The 16,759-nt window shown below is 59.4% G+C and carries 13 protein-coding genes; 3 read left to right on the plus strand and 10 right to left on the minus strand.

The window, feature by feature from the left end:
• Nucleotides 1-8: 8 nt before the first annotated feature.
• The gene (locus ACR0EL_RS04975) at nucleotides 9-911 is read left to right on the plus strand and encodes a DMT family transporter (protein WP_480498705.1); all 903 of its coding nucleotides are present in this window, start codon (nucleotides 9-11) and stop codon (nucleotides 909-911) included.
• Here the strand turns inward: ACR0EL_RS04975 and glmM are convergent.
• The 9 genes from glmM to ACR0EL_RS05020 all read right to left on the minus strand — a co-directional run bounded on the left by glmM (nucleotide 908) and on the right by ACR0EL_RS05020 (nucleotide 13,150).
• Nucleotides 908-2,251: a phosphoglucosamine mutase gene (gene glmM / locus ACR0EL_RS04980; protein WP_480498706.1), complete on the minus strand. Its 1,344-nt coding sequence runs from the start codon at nucleotides 2,249-2,251 to the stop codon at nucleotides 908-910. The two genes, ACR0EL_RS04975 and glmM, sit on opposite strands and share 4 nt — an antisense overlap.
• Before the next feature lie 33 nt (nucleotides 2,252-2,284).
• Nucleotides 2,285-3,283 carry a dihydropteroate synthase gene (gene folP, locus ACR0EL_RS04985; RefSeq protein ID WP_480498707.1) on the minus strand — a complete coding sequence of 333 codons (999 nt, stop codon included), beginning with the start codon at nucleotides 3,281-3,283 and terminating at the stop codon, nucleotides 2,285-2,287.
• A complete protein-coding gene (locus ACR0EL_RS04990) occupies nucleotides 3,280-4,200 on the minus strand; it encodes a dihydroneopterin aldolase (protein WP_480498708.1) in 921 nt (306 codons plus the stop codon). The genes folP and ACR0EL_RS04990 overlap by 4 nt, the downstream gene beginning before the upstream one ends.
• Nucleotides 4,201-4,301: 101 nt before the next feature.
• Entirely contained in the window at nucleotides 4,302-5,672 is a 1,371-nt protein-coding gene (locus tag ACR0EL_RS04995; protein WP_480498709.1) for a multicopper oxidase family protein, read from the minus strand.
• A 73-nt stretch (nucleotides 5,673-5,745) separates the two neighbouring features.
• Nucleotides 5,746-6,387: a cell wall hydrolase gene (locus tag ACR0EL_RS05000; RefSeq protein ID WP_480498710.1), complete on the minus strand. Its 642-nt coding sequence runs from the start codon at nucleotides 6,385-6,387 to the stop codon at nucleotides 5,746-5,748.
• A gap of 186 nt (nucleotides 6,388-6,573) precedes the next feature.
• The gene (locus ACR0EL_RS05005) at nucleotides 6,574-9,114 is read right to left on the minus strand and encodes a putative PEP-binding protein (RefSeq protein ID WP_480498711.1); all 2,541 of its coding nucleotides are present in this window, start codon (nucleotides 9,112-9,114) and stop codon (nucleotides 6,574-6,576) included.
• A gap of 64 nt (nucleotides 9,115-9,178) precedes the next feature.
• Nucleotides 9,179-11,398 (minus strand): glycine--tRNA ligase subunit beta, encoded by a 2,220-nt coding sequence (gene glyS / locus ACR0EL_RS05010; protein WP_480498712.1) that lies wholly within the window; start codon nucleotides 11,396-11,398, stop codon nucleotides 9,179-9,181.
• Between the two features lie 9 nt (nucleotides 11,399-11,407).
• On the minus strand, nucleotides 11,408-12,619 hold the full coding sequence (gene gltS / locus ACR0EL_RS05015) for a sodium/glutamate symporter (RefSeq protein ID WP_480498713.1): 1,212 nt from the start codon (nucleotides 12,617-12,619) through the stop codon (nucleotides 11,408-11,410).
• A 9-nt stretch (nucleotides 12,620-12,628) separates the two neighbouring features.
• On the minus strand, nucleotides 12,629-13,150 hold the full coding sequence (locus tag ACR0EL_RS05020) for a DUF6446 family protein (protein ID WP_480498714.1): 522 nt from the start codon (nucleotides 13,148-13,150) through the stop codon (nucleotides 12,629-12,631).
• Between the two features lie 75 nt (nucleotides 13,151-13,225).
• On the opposite strand from ACR0EL_RS05020, the gene ACR0EL_RS05025 reads away from it, so the two are divergent.
• Nucleotides 13,226-13,858 (plus strand): MarC family protein, encoded by a 633-nt coding sequence (locus ACR0EL_RS05025; RefSeq protein ID WP_480498715.1) that lies wholly within the window; start codon nucleotides 13,226-13,228, stop codon nucleotides 13,856-13,858.
• A gap of 8 nt (nucleotides 13,859-13,866) precedes the next feature.
• Here ACR0EL_RS05025 and ACR0EL_RS05030 read toward each other — a convergent pair whose 3' ends face one another.
• Nucleotides 13,867-14,796, minus strand: coding sequence for a glycine--tRNA ligase subunit alpha (locus ACR0EL_RS05030; RefSeq protein ID WP_480498716.1), 930 nt, complete (start codon nucleotides 14,794-14,796; stop codon nucleotides 13,867-13,869).
• A 207-nt stretch (nucleotides 14,797-15,003) separates the two neighbouring features.
• On the opposite strand from ACR0EL_RS05030, the gene ACR0EL_RS05035 reads away from it, so the two are divergent.
• Nucleotides 15,004-16,743: a serine protease gene (locus ACR0EL_RS05035; protein ID WP_480498717.1), complete on the plus strand. Its 1,740-nt coding sequence runs from the start codon at nucleotides 15,004-15,006 to the stop codon at nucleotides 16,741-16,743.
• Nucleotides 16,744-16,759: the final 16 nt, after the last annotated feature.

The raw sequence follows: 16,759 nt of genomic DNA on the forward strand, positions 1-16,759 counted from the left end.
GGGGAGTTATGGTTCAAGACCCCAACTACCGCGATTGGAGTGGTGTGATTTCACTCGGCCTCATCTGGGGCGGTACGTTCATGGTGGTCGCCATGGCGCTAGAGGGATATGGACCCGTGACCGTCGCAACGGCACGGACGACGCTGGGTGCGATCACCTTGCTGTGTTTGATGGCTGTCACTGGTCGTCGGATGCCCGGACCGGATCGCCGCCTTTGGGGAGCGATTGTTATCATCGGGCTGCTGTCGACCGCGCTGCCCTTCATGCTGCTCAGCTGGGGTCAACAATATGTTCCATCGGCTTTCGCAGGCCTTTCCATGGCAGCGATCCCGCTGATGGTTCTGCCATTGGCCCATTTCTTTTCCGACGAACCGCTGAATGCGCGCAGAATGCTGGGTGTCTCTCTGGGGTTTGCCGGCGCTTTGGTACTCATAGGTCCGGGGCTTGCCCAGATCGGACAAGGTGCCGAGCCTTTGGCCCAGCTTGCCTGCATCACAGCTGCGCTGTGCTATTCTGTGGCCTCGATCTTCACCCGGCGCTGCCCGCCCATCGACCCGGTGACTCTGGCCGCGCTAACGCTTGTGGTCGGCGCAGTTTGCTTGTTGCCGCTTATGCTGGTCATAGAAGGGCTACCGGAATGGGAAGGCGCGCGCTCGGGTCTTGCCATCATCATCCTGGGGCTGGTTCCGACCGCCTTTGCAACGCTTCTGCGGGTCTCGATCATTCGCAGTGCGGGGTCAGTCTTTCTGACTCTGGTGAACTATCAGGTTCCGATCTGGTCGATTGTGTTCGGGGCATGGGTTCTGTCCGAGGCGCTGCCACTGCGATTCTTCGTCGCTCTGGCGATGATCCTGACCGGGCTGGCGATCAGCCAGTGGTTCAGCCTGCGCAAATTGCTAATCGGCCGCTAGCCGGCCGCCGCTTCGACCTCGGCCACGATGCCATCGACCACCTGAGACAGAAGCGCATCATCCTCGCATTCTGCCATCACGCGGATCAATGGTTCGGTGCCTGATTTGCGGATCAACAGACGCCCCTGCCCGTTCAGGCGGGCCTCGGCGTCGGCAATAGCCGCCTTGACGTTTTGCGCGTCAAGCGGGGCCTGATCGGCAGCATAGCGGACATTCTTAAGTAGCTGCGGCACAGTCTCGAATTGCTGTGCCAGATCCGAGGCCGTACGGCCCGACAGAACCATTTCGGCCAGAAAATGCAGACCTGCCATAAGCCCGTCACCGGTGGTGGCATAGTCGCTCATCACGATATGGCCGGATTGTTCTCCGCCCAGATTGAAGCCGCCCTCGCGCATGCGTTCGACGACGTAGCGGTCTCCGACCGCTGTGCGTTCCAATTTCAAACCCTGTGATTGCAGGTGCCGTTCGAGCCCGAGGTTCGACATGACGGTGGCAACCAGAGCTCCGCCTTTCAACTGACCAGACTTGGCCCAGGCCGAAGCCAGCAAGGCCATCAGCTGATCGCCGTCTGCAACCTGCCCCGTCTCATCAATAACGACGACACGATCCGCATCGCCATCCAGGCAAATCCCCACATGCGCGCCATGTGCCACCACCGTCTCTGCGGCCAATTGCGGCTGTGTCGATCCGCAGTTGAGGTTGATGTTCTTGCCGTTCGGCGCAACGCCAACCGGGATCACCTCGGCTCCCAACTCCCATAGCACCTCAGGTGCGGTTCGGTGCGCGGCCCCGTTGGCGCAGTCGATCACTACCTTCAGGCCATCCAGCCGCACGTCACGCGGCAGCGAGGATTTGATCCGCTCACCATAGCGAAAACGCGCATCGTCGACGCGGCGGGCGCGGCCGATATTCTGTGCTTGGGCCGGGCTGACGCCCTCTTCAATCAGGCGCTCAATCTCGATCTCGGCCTGGTCAGACAGTTTGAATCCATCAGGCCCAAAAAACTTGATCCCATTGTCGATGGCCGGGTTGTGGCTGGCCGAAATCATGACCCCCAGATCGGCCCGCATGGACCGGGTCATCAGACCCACTGCGGGTGTCGGCACAGGGCCCAGCAGCAGCACGTTCATCCCAGTTGAGGTCAAACCTGCTGTCAGCGCGTTTTCCAGCATATAGCCGGACAGACGCGTATCTTTACCGATAACCACACGGTGTACGCCTGAGGCGTCACGGCGGAAATACCGTCCAACCGCGGCCCCGATACGCAAGGCCATTTCGGCTGTCATCGGATGGGTATTGGCCGTGCCCCGCACACCATCTGTTCCGAACAACTTGCGCATCAATGACCCCTCACTAAAATCGTTGAGACCGGATTACCGGACCGCAGCCCATAGACGCAAGGCCTGAGCGGTTTCAGCCACGTCATGCACCCGAATGATCTGCACGCCTTGGGACAATCCGTCCAGAGCAAGGGCAATTGATCCCGGCGCGCGGGCGGTTTTTTGCGGCTCTTTCCCGATTGATCCGATAAAGCCCTTGCGCGACACGCCCAACAGAATCGGACAACCCAACCCGTGAAACACGCTGAGATTGCGCAGAAGCTCCAGATTGTGCTGTTCGGTTTTGCCAAAACCGATGCCGGGATCAACGATGATCAGGTCGCGGCTCAGGCCCAAAGCCTCAAGACGAGCGATCTGGCTTTCCAGAAAATCATAAACATCCAGCACGACGTCATCGTATTGCGGATCGTCCTGCATCGTGGCCGGATCGCCCTGCATATGCATCACGCAAACCGGCGCGCCGAGTCCGGCGCAGAACGGAGCAAGCTTTGGGTCGAAGGTAAAGCCCGAAACATCGTTGACCAAACCCGCCCCGGCGGCGCAGGCTGCTTTGGCCACCGCCGCCTTGCGAGTGTCGATTGAAATCAGAGCATCTGTTTCGGCCCGGATCGCTTCAATCAGCGGGCGCGTGCGAGCTATTTCTTTGTCTTCAGGGACAAAATCTGCGCCGGGTCGCGTAGATTCGCCGCCGATGTCCAGAACGGTTGCGCCATGAGCGAACATTTCAGCCGCGCCTGCCCGCGCCGCGTCGACGGTGCTATGTACACCCCCATCCGAGAAACTGTCTGGCGTGGCGTTCAGAATGCCCATGATCTGAGGTTGTGCCATGTCGAGGCCCGCAATAGCTGCGCGCGGACGGCTGAGGCGGTCCAACTGATCAGCCGGGAGCTCCGCCGCCACGACGACACTTGGCTCGCGACCCCGCGACAGAACCTCGACATGGGTAAACCAGAGCGCCTGACCCGCCAACGGCACAGCGTCCTCGGGCCGGGCCGCGCCATGTTGAACGAGCGGGCGGTAGTAATCCCTCACAATTGTGCCTGATCGACGGCAACCGAGCGCAGCGGCGTCTTGGGTTCTTTCGGCAGCTCTCCTCCGATGACCATCATCTCGCTGGCCTCGAATGTCGCGGCAAACCACGCGGCTAGGGCAACCGCGTCCGAAGGCGCAGCTGATGGACCGTCAACCGCATCCAAAACGATCTTGGACGGGGCCCAAACGCAGATTTGACCGTTTTTCATGGCCCAATCCAACTCGGTTCGAGTTGAAACAACGACACAGCGGTGATCCCGTGCAGCCAAAACCCATGCGTTTTGTTCGATGGACAGCAGGTCGATCCGGCGCTGAGTCATGGCGTGGCCGGTCTGCGGCACCACCAGATCAGAGGCGCCAACACACAGGATCAGCGGGCGCTGGCGGTTCTCCAATTGGTCGATCCAGCCTTTCAGGTTGCCAGATGCAATGGCGTCATTAGAGAGGAAAACAAGACGCGGATGCGGGCGTTCTTCTTCGACCACATCGTGGTGAACCGCATCCTTGCCGCGCACGATCTCGACCCCCAGCGCTCCGGGTCCGCGATCCAGTTTCTCGATCCGAACAAACACGCGCACCGCCTGCGGCTCCAGCAGGATACGTTCCGCCACACGTTCGGCCAGCGTTTCTAAAAGGTTCAGACGCTCCGCCGCCAGCTCATAGGCAATCGCTTCGGTCACGCGGTCATACGACAGGATACGATCCACATCATCGTCAAGATCCGCCGTCAACGGGCGGACTTCGACAACGATGTTAAAGCAGATGCGCTGGGTCGTGCCGCGCTCGGCCTGAAAAGCTCCGATCTCAACTTCGACGGTGTGATCGCGAAGCGAAATGCGATCCAGCGGCCCTCGGGGCGAGGTCGCCTCGGACCGTTCAGACGGGTGCGCAAAGGCAAGGCGGATTTCAGAACTCATGGATCAGGCCTTTTCCGGCTCGTAAGACAGTTCGCCCATACTAGACGCTGAGAGGGCCTATAGCATTCATACAAGCGCCATTCCAACTGCTGATTGCGGCGTCAGGTGACGCGGAACCAGCTCATCATTCCGGCTGCGGCATGCCCCAGCATGTGACAATGCAACAACCAATCCCCGGGGTTGTCCGCGACCAAGACCACCTGGCGAGTCTGCCCACGTTCAATCAAAACCGTATCACGCAAGGGACCCAGCGACCCATCCTCCAATACCAGACGGAAATGATGTCCATGCAGATGCATGGCATGTGGGAAAGCGGTTTCGTTTACGAATGCAATCCGGTGAATGCTGCCCCGCGCAGCATCCAGAAACGGATCAGATGGGCGCTCGGCGATACCGTTCAACGCCCAGAACCGCCCAAGCTGCGCCAGTTCACGCCCTGACAAGTCCGCACCGCCAAGTTGCGCGCTTTGTAACCAACGCATCGCCCCGCCCTGCAAAACCATCTGGTGCAACGGGGCGGTGCTGATCTGCGTCACCTCGGACACGGGATTGGGTGGAAGGGAAGCTATGCCATCGCGCGGGACACGGGCCGCACTTTCATTCACATCGAACCGCACCAGACCAAAGGTGCCGTCTCGCTCGACGCTGACCAGACTTGCCGTGGTCTCGGCAAGAACATCGACAATCAAATCAACTCTTTGCGCGGGGGCCAACGGGAAGGTATCGGTGACCCTCAGCGGGGTTTCCAGAGGCATCCCATCCAGCGCCACAATCCATCCGGCCAGGCCGTCGAGGTCTAGATCGTATATCCGGGCGTTTGATGCATTGATCAAGCGGAGCCTGAGGCGCTGGTTTCGGCCTACCGAGAAGGCCGGATCAAATACGCCATTGACGGTGACGATATTCCCAAGTCGGCCCGCATGGCTCAGATCATGGCCATTATTGAAATCGTCGGTAATCTGCGCTGTTTCCGGGTCCAGACGCCAGTCATCCAGCATCAAGGTCAAGTCCTGATCTACGTCGGGGGCGGCGGCTTCCTCAACGATCAGAGGCCCATAGAGTCCGCGCGCAACCTGTTCGGCCGAGCGATTATGCGCATGATACCAATAGGTGCCCGCGTCAGGGACGACAAAGTCATAGTCAAAGGTTCCATCGGGCGCGACAGCCTCTTGCGTCAAGCCAGGAACCCCGTCCATCGCATTGTTTATACGAATACCATGCCAATGGATCGACGTCGGTTGAGGAAGTTTGTTTACAAAGCGGCGTTGAACTTGATCCCCTTGCTGGAACCTCAGCGTTTGGCCCGGAACCGTACCCTCAAAGCCCCAGATTTCCGTTTCAGGAAACCCTTCTGGCGCAATGCGCTGGCGGGCAACCCGCGCCTCAAGCCGCGGGAACTCGGCCCTCGCCGCACCCGGCAGCAGAGACGCTGCTGCGGCGGTTTGCAGGAATTGTCTTCGATTGAATGGCATTGCGGGCCTCCTGACCCGCAATATAGACCGCAACACGCCCCGCGCCATCAAGCTTCCAGCGCGGGTGCGTCAATCAGTTGCTCGCCGTCCGGTAGTTGTGGCGATAGAAGATATGCACACCAATCTTAGCGGTCTGCTTGTAGACCCGCGCCCAGGACGGACGCACAGCGGTTGTGTGATAATGGGTCGCCCCTTCGGTTAATTCCTTAGAAGTGCCGTCAATCGCCGCGCGCGCCACTTTTGATACGCGTTCGAACGCTTTCTGTTCGTGGATCACCTCTTTGCGGCCATCGCAGGTATAGGTGAACTGACACTGGTATTTTTTGCCCGTGCCCTGACGGATTACTCCGCACAGGCTGTCAGGAAAACGGCTGCTTTCGACCCGGTTCAGGATCACTTCGGCCACGGCAAATTGGCCCTTGACACTTTCACCGCGGGCTTCGAAATACAGCGCCTCAGCAAGGCATTTCCAGTTTTCGTCTCCGATCGCTTTCGGCTGTTGGTCCAGCCAGTCTTTGGAGTAGGAGACTTGAATAGGTTCGGCCGACTTGCGCGGCTTGAACAATTTGAAATAGTCACGGAAACTTTGCGCCGGCAATTCATTGCGGGCGACAAGTTCTTGCTTAGCAGAATCGGTTGCTTCCCTCTCGGCGAAGGAAGCACTTGGCAGCATGGTTGCTGCCAATGTGGCAACAGCCATTATGTAACGTAGCATCAGATAACCTCGCACAGGCACTTAACGCGCCAAACCCTCCCCCGGCGGGCGCGACGAGGCATTTAGCGCAGTCTGGCGCAAACGTCCAGATCAGAAGAAAAAGCAAGTGGAAAATCGCTCGTGGAGAAGAAAAAATTCTCCACAAGAGTGCCTGTAACCCACCATTTCTTGGGTTTCAGCCCGCTGTCAACCCCCAAGTCTGGACGAAATCGCCAGTTGAGCGGCAGCCAGCCGAGCGACGGGCACCCGGAACGGAGAGCACGAGACATAGTCAAACCCTAGATCACGGCAAATGGCGATTGATTCGGGGTTACCCCCATGTTCACCGCAGACCGATAGGGTGACATCAGGCTTGGCCAGACGCCCGCGTTCAGCTCCAAGTTTCAGCAACTCTCCCACCCCATCCGGGTCCAGTACGTGGAACGGATCTTCGGTGAACACCCCCTGCCGGACATAGGCCGACATGAACCGGCCCGCATCATCGCGCGATAGGCCATAGGTCATCTGGGTCAGGTCATTGGTTCCGAAGCTCAGGAAAGACGTATGTGGTGCAATCTCCTCCGCCCGCAGACAGGCGCGCGGCGTTTCGACCATTACCCCTAGGCGATATTCAAATTCCTGCCCCTTTTCGGAGGCGACAGCCGCAGCCACTGAGTCGATGCGGGATTTGACCAGCTCAACCTCTCGCTTGGCCGATACTAGCGGGATCATCACCTCGGGCACGACCGGCGCGCCGTTTTTGCTGGCCTCCAACGTGGCTTCAAAGATCGCGCGGGCCTGCATGTCGTATATCTCGGGCACGGTGACCCCAAGCCGCACGCCACGCATACCCAGCATCGGGTTGTATTCCGACATCGCCTCGACCCGGCGCTCGACGTCGGATACCGGCAAATCCAGCGCTTCGGCCAGTTCGCGTTGGCCGCTGCGTGTGGTCGGCAAAAACTCATGCAACGGAGGGTCAAACAGTCGAATGCAAACCGGCTGGCCTTCCATGATCCGGAACAGCTGGATGAAATCCTCGCGCTGCATCGGCAGCAGTCGTTCCAGCACCGCAGACCGCCCCGATGGGGTCTGAGCAAAGATCATCTCGCGCATGACGATCAGGCGGCCGGGATCAAAGAACATATGCTCGGTCCGGCACAGCCCTATGCCTTGCGCCTCGAAATTGCGCGCGGTCTGGGCGTCTGCCGGTGTGTCCGCATTGGCCCGGATCGCAATATCCCGCTCGGCGTCTGCCCAACCCATAAGCGTTTGAAAACAATCGTCCAAAGCCGCTTCCAGCATCGCGGGCTGCCCCGCCAGAACCTGCCCTGACGTCCCGTCGATGGTTAAAACATCCCCGGTTTTGAACACCCGCCCATCCGGCGCAGTCAGAAGCTTTTTCTTGGTTTGGAACCGCATGCCCGACGCCCCGACGATACAAGGCAGGCCCAACCCTCGCCCGATCACCGCCGCGTGGCTAGTCATACCACCCTTTTCCGTCAGAACCGCGACTGCCGCGTGCATCCCCCGCACATCCTCGGGCGAGGTTTCACGGCGGACGAGAATACAAGCCTCGCCCCGCGCAGCGCTGGCCTGTGCCTCAGCCGCCGTGAACACAATCTTGCCCGTTGACGCTCCGGGGCTGGCCGCGATTCCGGTGGTCAGGATATCGCGCTTTGCATCTGGGTGGACCTGACGGTGCAACAGCTCGTTCAACGCGTGCGGATCGACGCGCATCACCGCCTCTTGCGGTGGGATGATCCCGTCTTCGGCTAACCGCACCGCAATCCGCATCGCCGCGCGGGCGGACCGCTGCACCCGCACGCCATCCAGAATATGCACATGGCCGTTTTCGATCACAAACTCGACCTGCATTTCCTCGCGCAGCTTCTCGCGCATCAGTGCGGCCTGCCCTTTGAGATCGGCAAAGGCTTTGGGTGCCAATTCTTCAAGCGACTGCCCGCGCGGGTCTTTTTCCAGGTACAGCGCCGCAACACCTTCGCCCAACGCATCGCGCCCCTGGCTCTGGCTTAGATACCGCCCGGTGATTTGTGGCATTCCGGTTGTGATATCAACCAGTTGCAATACACCCGAGCCGCATTCGCCCTGCCCGACACCGGGGATCATTTCCTGAATGACCAGCCCAAGCCCCGCATCCGCCGGGGCCCCTTTGGCCTGACGCAGCAAGCGGGCCGACGTGCCGTCCCACGCCCGCGCCATTGACCGCAAGACACCGACCAACTGCTCTCCGCGATCCTGGGGAAAGGCCTCGTCGGTCTCATCCTCATAGGCGCGTAGTGACAGCTTTAACCCTTCGCTGCCATCAGCTTCGATGTCATCAAACACATCCGCATCCAGCCGCGCGACATGAATGGCGTAGCTTTGCACAAATCTCAGATACAGCGCGGCAGCGGCTTCGGCACCCATCTGATCAGACAGGTCCACATAGCGCGCATCGTTCATCCCGATGTTCAGAACCGCACCTGGCCCGCCCCAATCGGGGTCTTCGGAACTGGGTCGCACGCACAGCAACGCCGTGTCGTCAAACTGTTCCAAAATCGCGGTAACGTCCGGCACCTGACCATCGGCAATCTGTTGCACAAGATCAAAGGACAGCGCCACAGTACGCGGCACCGGCATGTCCAGTCGAACCAGACGTTGCAGACACTTAGCCCGCCCGCCATGGGTATTGGCGGCAACGGGCGCTTTGGGCGTGATGAGCGTGGTATGCGGGTTATTCTGCACTGCGGCACCTTTTAGCTTCGGCGCAGCATAAGCCCTTGCACCAATGGCGCAAGGGCGATCTGGCTTATCCTTCGATCTTGGTCAGATCGGCAACGCTGGAACAGATCGTGCGGATTTGGCTCAGCAGGTTCAGACGGTTGCGGCGCAGGATGTCGTTGTCGGTGTTGACCTGAACATCTTCAAAGAACGCATCCACCGGCCCACGCAAGGCGGCCATAGCGGCCATGGCGGTCGGAAAATCCTCGGCTTTCAACGCCGGATCGATCTGCTTTTGCGCCTGATCCAGGGCCGCAAACAGCGCTTTTTCGCTGTCCGTTTCAGCAAATTTGACATCTGCGCCGTAGGAATATTCGACGCCGTCCTTCTCCTCGGCCTGCGTCAGGATGTTGTTGGCGCGCTTGAACCCCTGCACAAGGTTTTCGCCATCCTCAGTCGCAATTACCGCGTTCAGAGCACGGGCGCGTTTGACGAGCAGGTTAAGGTCATCATTGCCGTCCATCGCGATACAGGCGTCGATAATGTCGTGGCGGATGCCTTCATCGCGGAGGAAGACCTTGAGGCGGTCGTGGAAGAAGGAGAGGAGATCGTCGGATGCGTCAGGAACCTTCTTCTCGAGCTCCAGAAAAGCAGCCGCAGGCAATCCTCCGACTTTGTCCTTAACTGTCTGGAATGCAGCGCCAAAGACGCCATGATCGGCGATCTCCTCCAAAAGGTCGCGGACACTCGCATCCGGCAGCGCCTCATTAATAGCGCTCTCCGCGCGAACCAACTGACTGTCAAAGAAACGGTCCAAATTGATACGCAAATCGTTGTCCAAAATCAGTCGAATAGCCCCCAACGCCGCGCGGCGCAGCGCAAATGGGTCTTTCGATCCGGTTGGCTTCTCATCAATCGCCCAGAACCCGGACAGCGTGTCCAGCTTATCCGCCAGCGCCACGTTTACAGACAGCGGCGCGTTAGGAACGTCATCCGAGGGACCCAGCGGCGAGTAATGCTCTTGAGCCACGGCCGCCACGGCGGCGTCTTCACCTGCTGCCTCGATGTAGTACCGCCCCATAAGCCCCTGAAGTTCGGGGAATTCATAGACCATCTCGGAACTCAGATCAGCCTTGGCCAAGCGCGCGGCTTTTTCGGCCTGATCGGCATCCGCGCCCGTCACCGGGGCCAGTTCGCGGGCCAGTGCGGCGATGCGGTCGATCCGTTCCGCCTGTGTGCCCAGCTTGTTGTGGAAGGTCACATTCTCCAGCGCGCGGGTCCATTGGGCGATGTCCGATTTGGCAACGCGCAGATCGTTCTCCCAGAAGAACTTCGCATCGGCCAAGCGCGCCGACAGCACCTTTTGGTTCCCGGCCAGTATGGTCGCGCCATTGTCGGCAGTTTCGCGGTTGGCGACGGTGATGAACCGTTCGATCCGACCCGTCTTGGGGTTTTTCACGGAAAAGAACTTCTGATGTTCTTTCATCGAGGTCTGCAGCACCTCGGGCGGCAGGTCGAGGAACTCCTCGTCGATCTGGCCCATCAGCACCACGGGCCATTCGACCAGACCGGCAACCTCAGCCAGCAGACCCTTATCCTCGACCACCTCAAGACCGGCGGCAAAACCCATGTTCTGGGCGTCGTTCCAGATATGCTCGGCGCGTTCTTCGGGCGACAGCACCACAAAGGCGCGTTTCAGCTTAGCAGCGTAATCCTCGAACGAGGTGACCGAGAATCTGGCCGGAGCCATGAAGCGGTGGCCTTCGGTGGTGTCACCGGCTTTGATTCCTTCAACCTCCAAAGGCACAACCTGCGCGCCCGTCTCATCGCTGAGGATGCACAGGATCGAGTGCAAGGGCCGCACCCAGCGCATCGGGCCACTGCCCCAGCGCATTGATTTGGGCCATGGGAAGTTGCGGATGGTTGCGTCCAGCACTTCACCCACGATCTCGGCCGCAGGACGCCCGGCCTTTTCGATGGTGGCGAAATAGACAGCGCCTTTGGGCGTGTCGCGTTCTTCCAACTGATCCCGCGTCAGGCCCGCGCCACGCAGGAAGCCTTCGATGGCTTTGTCAGGGGCGCCGACCTTGGGGCCTTTGCGTTCCTCACGGATCGTCGGGCTTTCGGCCAAAACCCCTTCGACCGCCAGCGTCAGACGGCGCGGCGTCGTCAGGGCAGCGGCCCCAGCATAGGTCAGACCGGCCTCGACCAAACCATCGGTGATCCGCTTTTTCAGCTCATCTCCGGCGCGGGTCTGCATGCGCGCGGGGATCTCTTCAGAGAACAGTTCGATCAACAGGTCGGGCATTGTCGGTCCTTAGAAATTCACAATCGTCTGAATGACGATGGCATTGGCGATATCCACAAAGAAGGCGGATACAAGGGGCAGCACGATAAAGGCAATAGGCGACGGACCATATCGCTTGGTTACGGCTGTCATATTTGCAATTGCGGTGGGGGTTGCGCCCAGAGCGAAGCCACCGAACCCAGCGGCCAGAACGGCGGCGCGGTAGTTCGAGCCCATGACGGGGAACAGAACCCAAAGCACGAAGATAACCGCAAACAGGGTCTGGGCGGTCATGATCACCGCAATGACAAGCCCCAGCTCGGCGATGGTCCAGAGTTGCAGGCTCATGAGCGACATGGCCAAAAAGGCCCCTAGCGCAAATTCCGAGATGAGTGCCAAGGACGGGGTCCGTGACACTTTGGGCGCGCCCGGAAAGATGACCGTGCGCAGATTGGCTATGACAATGCCCATGATCAGGCAGGGCACGAACAGAGGTAGTTTCAGGCCCGCAGCGCTGATCACCTGATCCAGACCATATCCCGAAATGATCGCCAGGTTCAGATACAGCAACACCCGCATGATCGTCAGGTGGTTGATCTGGTTTATTGTCTCCGTGGCGTCATCGGGCAGGCCGACGCTGTGTTCTTCCTCTGGCCTGCTGGGGCTAAGGTTTCGCCCTTCGATCAGAAGGCGCGCAATAGGGCCACCCACCAGTGCGGCCAGAACCAGACCCAAAGTCGCAACAGCAACGCCCAGTTCGGTCGCGCCGTCCAGCCCTGTCGCCTCGGCCACTTCGGGGGCCCAGGCAATCGCGGTTCCGTGCCCACCGATCAGCGCGGCAGACCCAAACAGAACCCCCGCCTGTGCAGGATAACCAAACAGCGCCGCACCCGCGGCACCGATAACGTTCTGGAACACGATGGTCGCCAAGGTCAGGATCAGCAGCAAAAGCAGCGGCTTACCACCTGCAATCAAATCCGACAGGCGCGCGTTCAGGCCAATTCCGGCAAAGAACAGGACCAGCAGAAAATCACGGGCTGTCAGGCCAAAGGACAGCTCAATGCCAAACAGCAGGTAGAGCAGCAGAACGACAATTGATGCCAGCAGCCCCCCAGTCACCGGCTCGGGGATGTTGAAGCTGCGCAACGCAGAAACCCGGGCGTTGATCTCAGCCCCGATCAGATAGACGGCAAAGCCCAGCGTGGCCGTCAGAAAATCGGGGATTTCGACGACATGGCTCACAGCGTTTCCCTATTCCTGCGGCCTGAGCGGGCATTCTTCACCCACTACGGTACCGTCATAGGCCTTTTCACCGCAATTGTTGAGCGCGTGCCAGACATAGCCCTTGCCGTCTTGCGTCACGGCCACGATGCGATCAACGCCATAGTGGATATTCTTGGTGCCCATGAACGCCTGCGCCTGCCCATCCTTAAGCGCATCTGCCAAGGCGGGCGCGTCATAGCAATCGAACCAACCCGGCGCGGTCAGGGGTTCAGGGTTTTGTACAGGAGTGAAAGCGGTCATCTGATCTGGCGTCAGGTCCGTCTCGAAACACGCCCGGTAGCGAATCGGAGAGCTATCGGCATCGATTGCCTGAAACGCGGTATAGGCAATCGCTTGGGGCTGATCCGCCCCCGTCGCCAGCAAAAGCACATCCTGACCGGGCTGCGGTTCGACCTCGTAATAGAAACCATAGACCTGCAGATAATACATTCCTCCGCCCGCCAAAGCGGCCGACAACAACAGGATCAGAGCGAGCAATTTTCCGGTCATCTATGACGCCTCTTTCATATTGGCAGAAAATAGGACAGGGTCCGCAGCTGTACAGGATGAAACGAGGCAATACGCATGGATACCACCCTTGCCGTCGGATTTTTCGGCGCGCTGTTTGCGATCATGAACCCGGTCACAAACCTGCCGGTGTTTCTGAGTGTCACGCAGGACCTTCCTGTTGCGGACCAGCGCAAAGTTGCCGCGAAAACAGCGACCTACTGCCTGATCCTGGGATCGGCCTTTGCTCTGATCGGCAATCAGGCGCTGGGGCTGTTTGGCATAAGTGTTGATGATCTGCGCGTGGCCGGTGGTCTGGTCGTTCTGATGATCGGGCTGAACATGCTGAATGGGAACGAAAGCAGCTCGCATCATGGAACCGAAGGAGAGAAGAAATCCTACCCGGCGCCCGAGACGGTGGCGTTTTACCCGCTGGCGTTTCCAATTCTGGTTGGCCCAGGCACGATCACCACGCTGATCCTGTACGCAAGTCACATCAAGAAGCCCGTTGAAGCCATTGCTTATGCTGGTGTTTTCCTGGTCGTCGTGGCGATGTTGTTCATCACCTTCTGGAACGCATCGGCGCTGGCCAAACGGCTGTCGGACAATGCCCGCGTGATCATGAGCCGCTTCATGGGCATGATCCTGTCGGCCATCGCCATTAGCATGATCGCCGACGGCCTGAAGGTGTTGCTGCCCGGATTGGCCTGAGCCGCGCATCAGGCCCCGAACCCGGCGGCCTCGGTCTGGACAAATGCATCAGCACATTGCTTTGCCAACGCACGAACCCGCCCGATATAGGCTTGGCGTTCCGTGACCGAGATCACGCCCCGCGCATCCAGCAGGTTGAAGATGTGGCTGGCCTTGATGCACTGATCATAGGCCGGATGTGCCATGATGATGCGCTTGCCGGTTTTTGGATCGTCATGTTCCTGTGCCAGAATGGCGGCGCATTCTGCCTCGGCCTCTTCGAAATGACGCAGAAGGACCTCGGTATTGGCCACATCAAAGTTCCAGCGGGCGTATTCTTCTTCGGTCTGCTTAAAGATATCGCCATAGGTCAGCGGGCTGGGCGATTGCGGATCATTGAAGGGCATATCCATCACGTGATCGATGCCCAGCACATACATGGCCAGACGTTCCAGACCATAGGTCAGCTCGCCCGAAACCGGTGCGCAATCATGGCCGCCAACCTGTTGGAAATAGGTGAACTGGCTGACCTCCATCCCGTCACACCAGACCTCCCAACCCAGACCCCACGCGCCAAGCGTCGGGCTTTCCCAGTCATCCTCGACAAAACGGATGTCATGCAGCTCCATGTCGATGCCGATGGCCTCGAGGCTGCCGAGATAGAGCTCTTGCAAGTCCGGCGGGCTGGGTTTGATCAGAACCTGATACTGATAGTAATGCTGTAGCCGGTTGGGGTTTTCACCGTAACGTCCATCCGTTGGACGGCGCGATGGTTGAACATAGGCTGCAGCCCAGGGTTTGGACCCCAGCGCACGCAATGTGGTCGCAGGGTGGAACGTCCCTGCCCCGACCTCCATGTCATAAGGCTGCAGAATCGCGCAGCCCTTCGAGGCCCAATAGGTCTGAAGCCGCAGGATTATTTCCTGAAAAGAACGCGGTGCGCTGGACGGTTCGGTCATGACATTCCCTTTGGGCGCTACATACACCCGGTTCCGGTCGGTTTTGCCCTTCCTATGCAAGGGGCCAAGGGGCGTCAACGGGCCAATCGGCGTATCCTGTATCTGCACAGCCACACAGTTAAATCTGCGTATTCGCGCCATGGTATTCAGACCGCGAAATCGCGTATTGTGCGCGAAATGTTCAACACTGCATAAAACGGGCAGAATATGACACGAGTTTTGACGGCAATTCTTTTGTTTCTTCTATTGGGAGTGCACACCGCATCTGCACAGCAAGACCAAGGCGTCTGGGTACAGGTTGAAGCCCAGCCTTCCTTGCGTGAAGCGCAGGATCGTGCGCAGGCCTATGCCAGCGCCCTACCCGATGTGAACGGGTTCCGCCTGAATAGCGGCTGGTACGCAATTGTGATCGGCCCCTATGCCCGCAGCGACGCGGAACAGGTTCTGCGGGTCTATCGCGCCGAGGGGCAAATCCCGCGTGACAGTTTCATCGCATTTTCCAGCGATCTGGGGCAGCAATTTTGGCCCGTAGGCGTTAATCTTCTGGATCGAGGGATAGTTGCACCCCCGGTTGAACCGGAACCAAAGCCGGAACAGAACCTGTCAGAGGTTACCCCGCAGGACGCTGACGAAACCCGTGCAGAAGCGCTGCAATCGGAACGGCTGCTGACCGCGCAAGAGCGGAAAGATCTGCAAACCGCATTGCAGGCCGCTGGTTTCTACAACTCGTCCATCGATGGTGCATTTGGTCAGGGCACCCGCCGCTCGATGGGCGATTGGCAGCGTTTCAACGGCTATGAGCCGACAGGCGTTCTGACAACATTGCAGCGCAAGGCGCTGATTGATGACTATAATGCTCCGCTGATCAGCGTCGGGATGGCATCATATGCCGACGATCAGGCGGGCGCATCGCTGGACATGCCACTGGGCGCGCTGGAATTTGACCGCTACGAGGCTCCGTTTGTCCATTTCAAATCAAGCTCTGATATCGGGGCTCAGGCGCTGTTGATCTCGCAGGAAGGCGACAAATCCACCCTCCGCGCGCTGTATGAAGTGATGCAGTCACTGAAAATCGTACCACTTGACGGCCCGCGCGAGCTGCGCGGTGATCGGTTCTCGTTGGAAGGTCGCGGAAACGGCATTGTTTCGTTCACACAGGCCTCGCTGAAAGACGGGCAGATCAAAGGGTTCACTCTGGTCTGGCCCGAAGGGGACGAGGCGCGTCGCCTGCGCGTTCTGGCCGCGATGGTGCAAAGCTTTGCGACCACCGATGCGGTTCTGGACTCCGCGGCAGGCGCAGCGGCGGATCAGCGGATCGACCTGATCTCGGGCCTGCAAGTGCGCAAACCGCGCCTATCGCGCTCGGGCTTCTTTGCAGATATCAACGGGGCGGTTCTGACCGTATCTGAGGCGGCTGACAACTGCACCCGGATCACACTGGACGGCGATCAGGAGGTTCAGGTGGCCTGGACCGATGCCGATCTGGGCGTGTCCGTCTTGCGCCCCAGCCAGAGCCTTGCGCCGATGAATGTCGCCGCCTTCAGCGCGGACACGCCGCGCATTCAATCCGAGGTCGCGGTATCCGGCTTTTCCTATCAGGGTGCGCTTGGCGCCCCGACACTAACGTATGGGCAGATCGCAGATATCCGTGGTCTAAACGGTGAAGAAGGTGTGAAACGTCTGGCCCTGAACGCCCAGCCCGGCGATGCGGGCGGCCCTGTCTTCAACGACAGTGGCAATGTGGTGGGCATGTTGCTTCCAACTCCGACCGAAGGGCGCACCCTGCCCGCCTCGGTCAGCCTGGCCGCAACCGCCGCGCGTTTGACAGATGTGTTGACCCAGGCCGGTGTGTCCGGACAGCCCAGTCAGGAAAGCACACGAATCTCACCCAATGAGTTGAACCGCCGGGCGACAGGCATGACTGTGCTAGTCCATTGCTGGGACTAAGCTTGCCACACTGGTA

This window comes from Ruegeria sp. AH12 (assembly GCF_056541465.1).

Excerpts from the sequence above, each read along its gene's own strand:
- ACR0EL_RS04975 (WP_480498705.1), top strand. The coding sequence starts at position 9 with ATGGTTCAAGACCCCAACTACCGCGATTGGAGTGGTGTGATTTCACTC.
- glmM (WP_480498706.1), bottom strand. The coding sequence starts at position 2,251 with ATGCGCAAGTTGTTCGGAACAGATGGTGTGCGGGGCACGGCCAATACC.
- ACR0EL_RS04990 (WP_480498708.1), bottom strand. The coding sequence starts at position 4,200 with ATGAGTTCTGAAATCCGCCTTGCCTTTGCGCACCCGTCTGAACGGTCC.
- ACR0EL_RS04995 (WP_480498709.1), bottom strand. The coding sequence starts at position 5,672 with ATGCCATTCAATCGAAGACAATTCCTGCAAACCGCCGCAGCAGCGTCT.
- ACR0EL_RS05000 (WP_480498710.1), bottom strand. The coding sequence starts at position 6,387 with ATGCTACGTTACATAATGGCTGTTGCCACATTGGCAGCAACCATGCTG.
- glyS (WP_480498712.1), bottom strand. The coding sequence starts at position 11,398 with ATGCCCGACCTGTTGATCGAACTGTTCTCTGAAGAGATCCCCGCGCGC.
- ACR0EL_RS05020 (WP_480498714.1), bottom strand. The coding sequence starts at position 13,150 with ATGACCGGAAAATTGCTCGCTCTGATCCTGTTGTTGTCGGCCGCTTTG.
- ACR0EL_RS05025 (WP_480498715.1), top strand. The coding sequence starts at position 13,226 with ATGGATACCACCCTTGCCGTCGGATTTTTCGGCGCGCTGTTTGCGATC.
- ACR0EL_RS05030 (WP_480498716.1), bottom strand. The coding sequence starts at position 14,796 with ATGACCGAACCGTCCAGCGCACCGCGTTCTTTTCAGGAAATAATCCTG.
- ACR0EL_RS05035 (WP_480498717.1), top strand. The coding sequence starts at position 15,004 with ATGACACGAGTTTTGACGGCAATTCTTTTGTTTCTTCTATTGGGAGTG.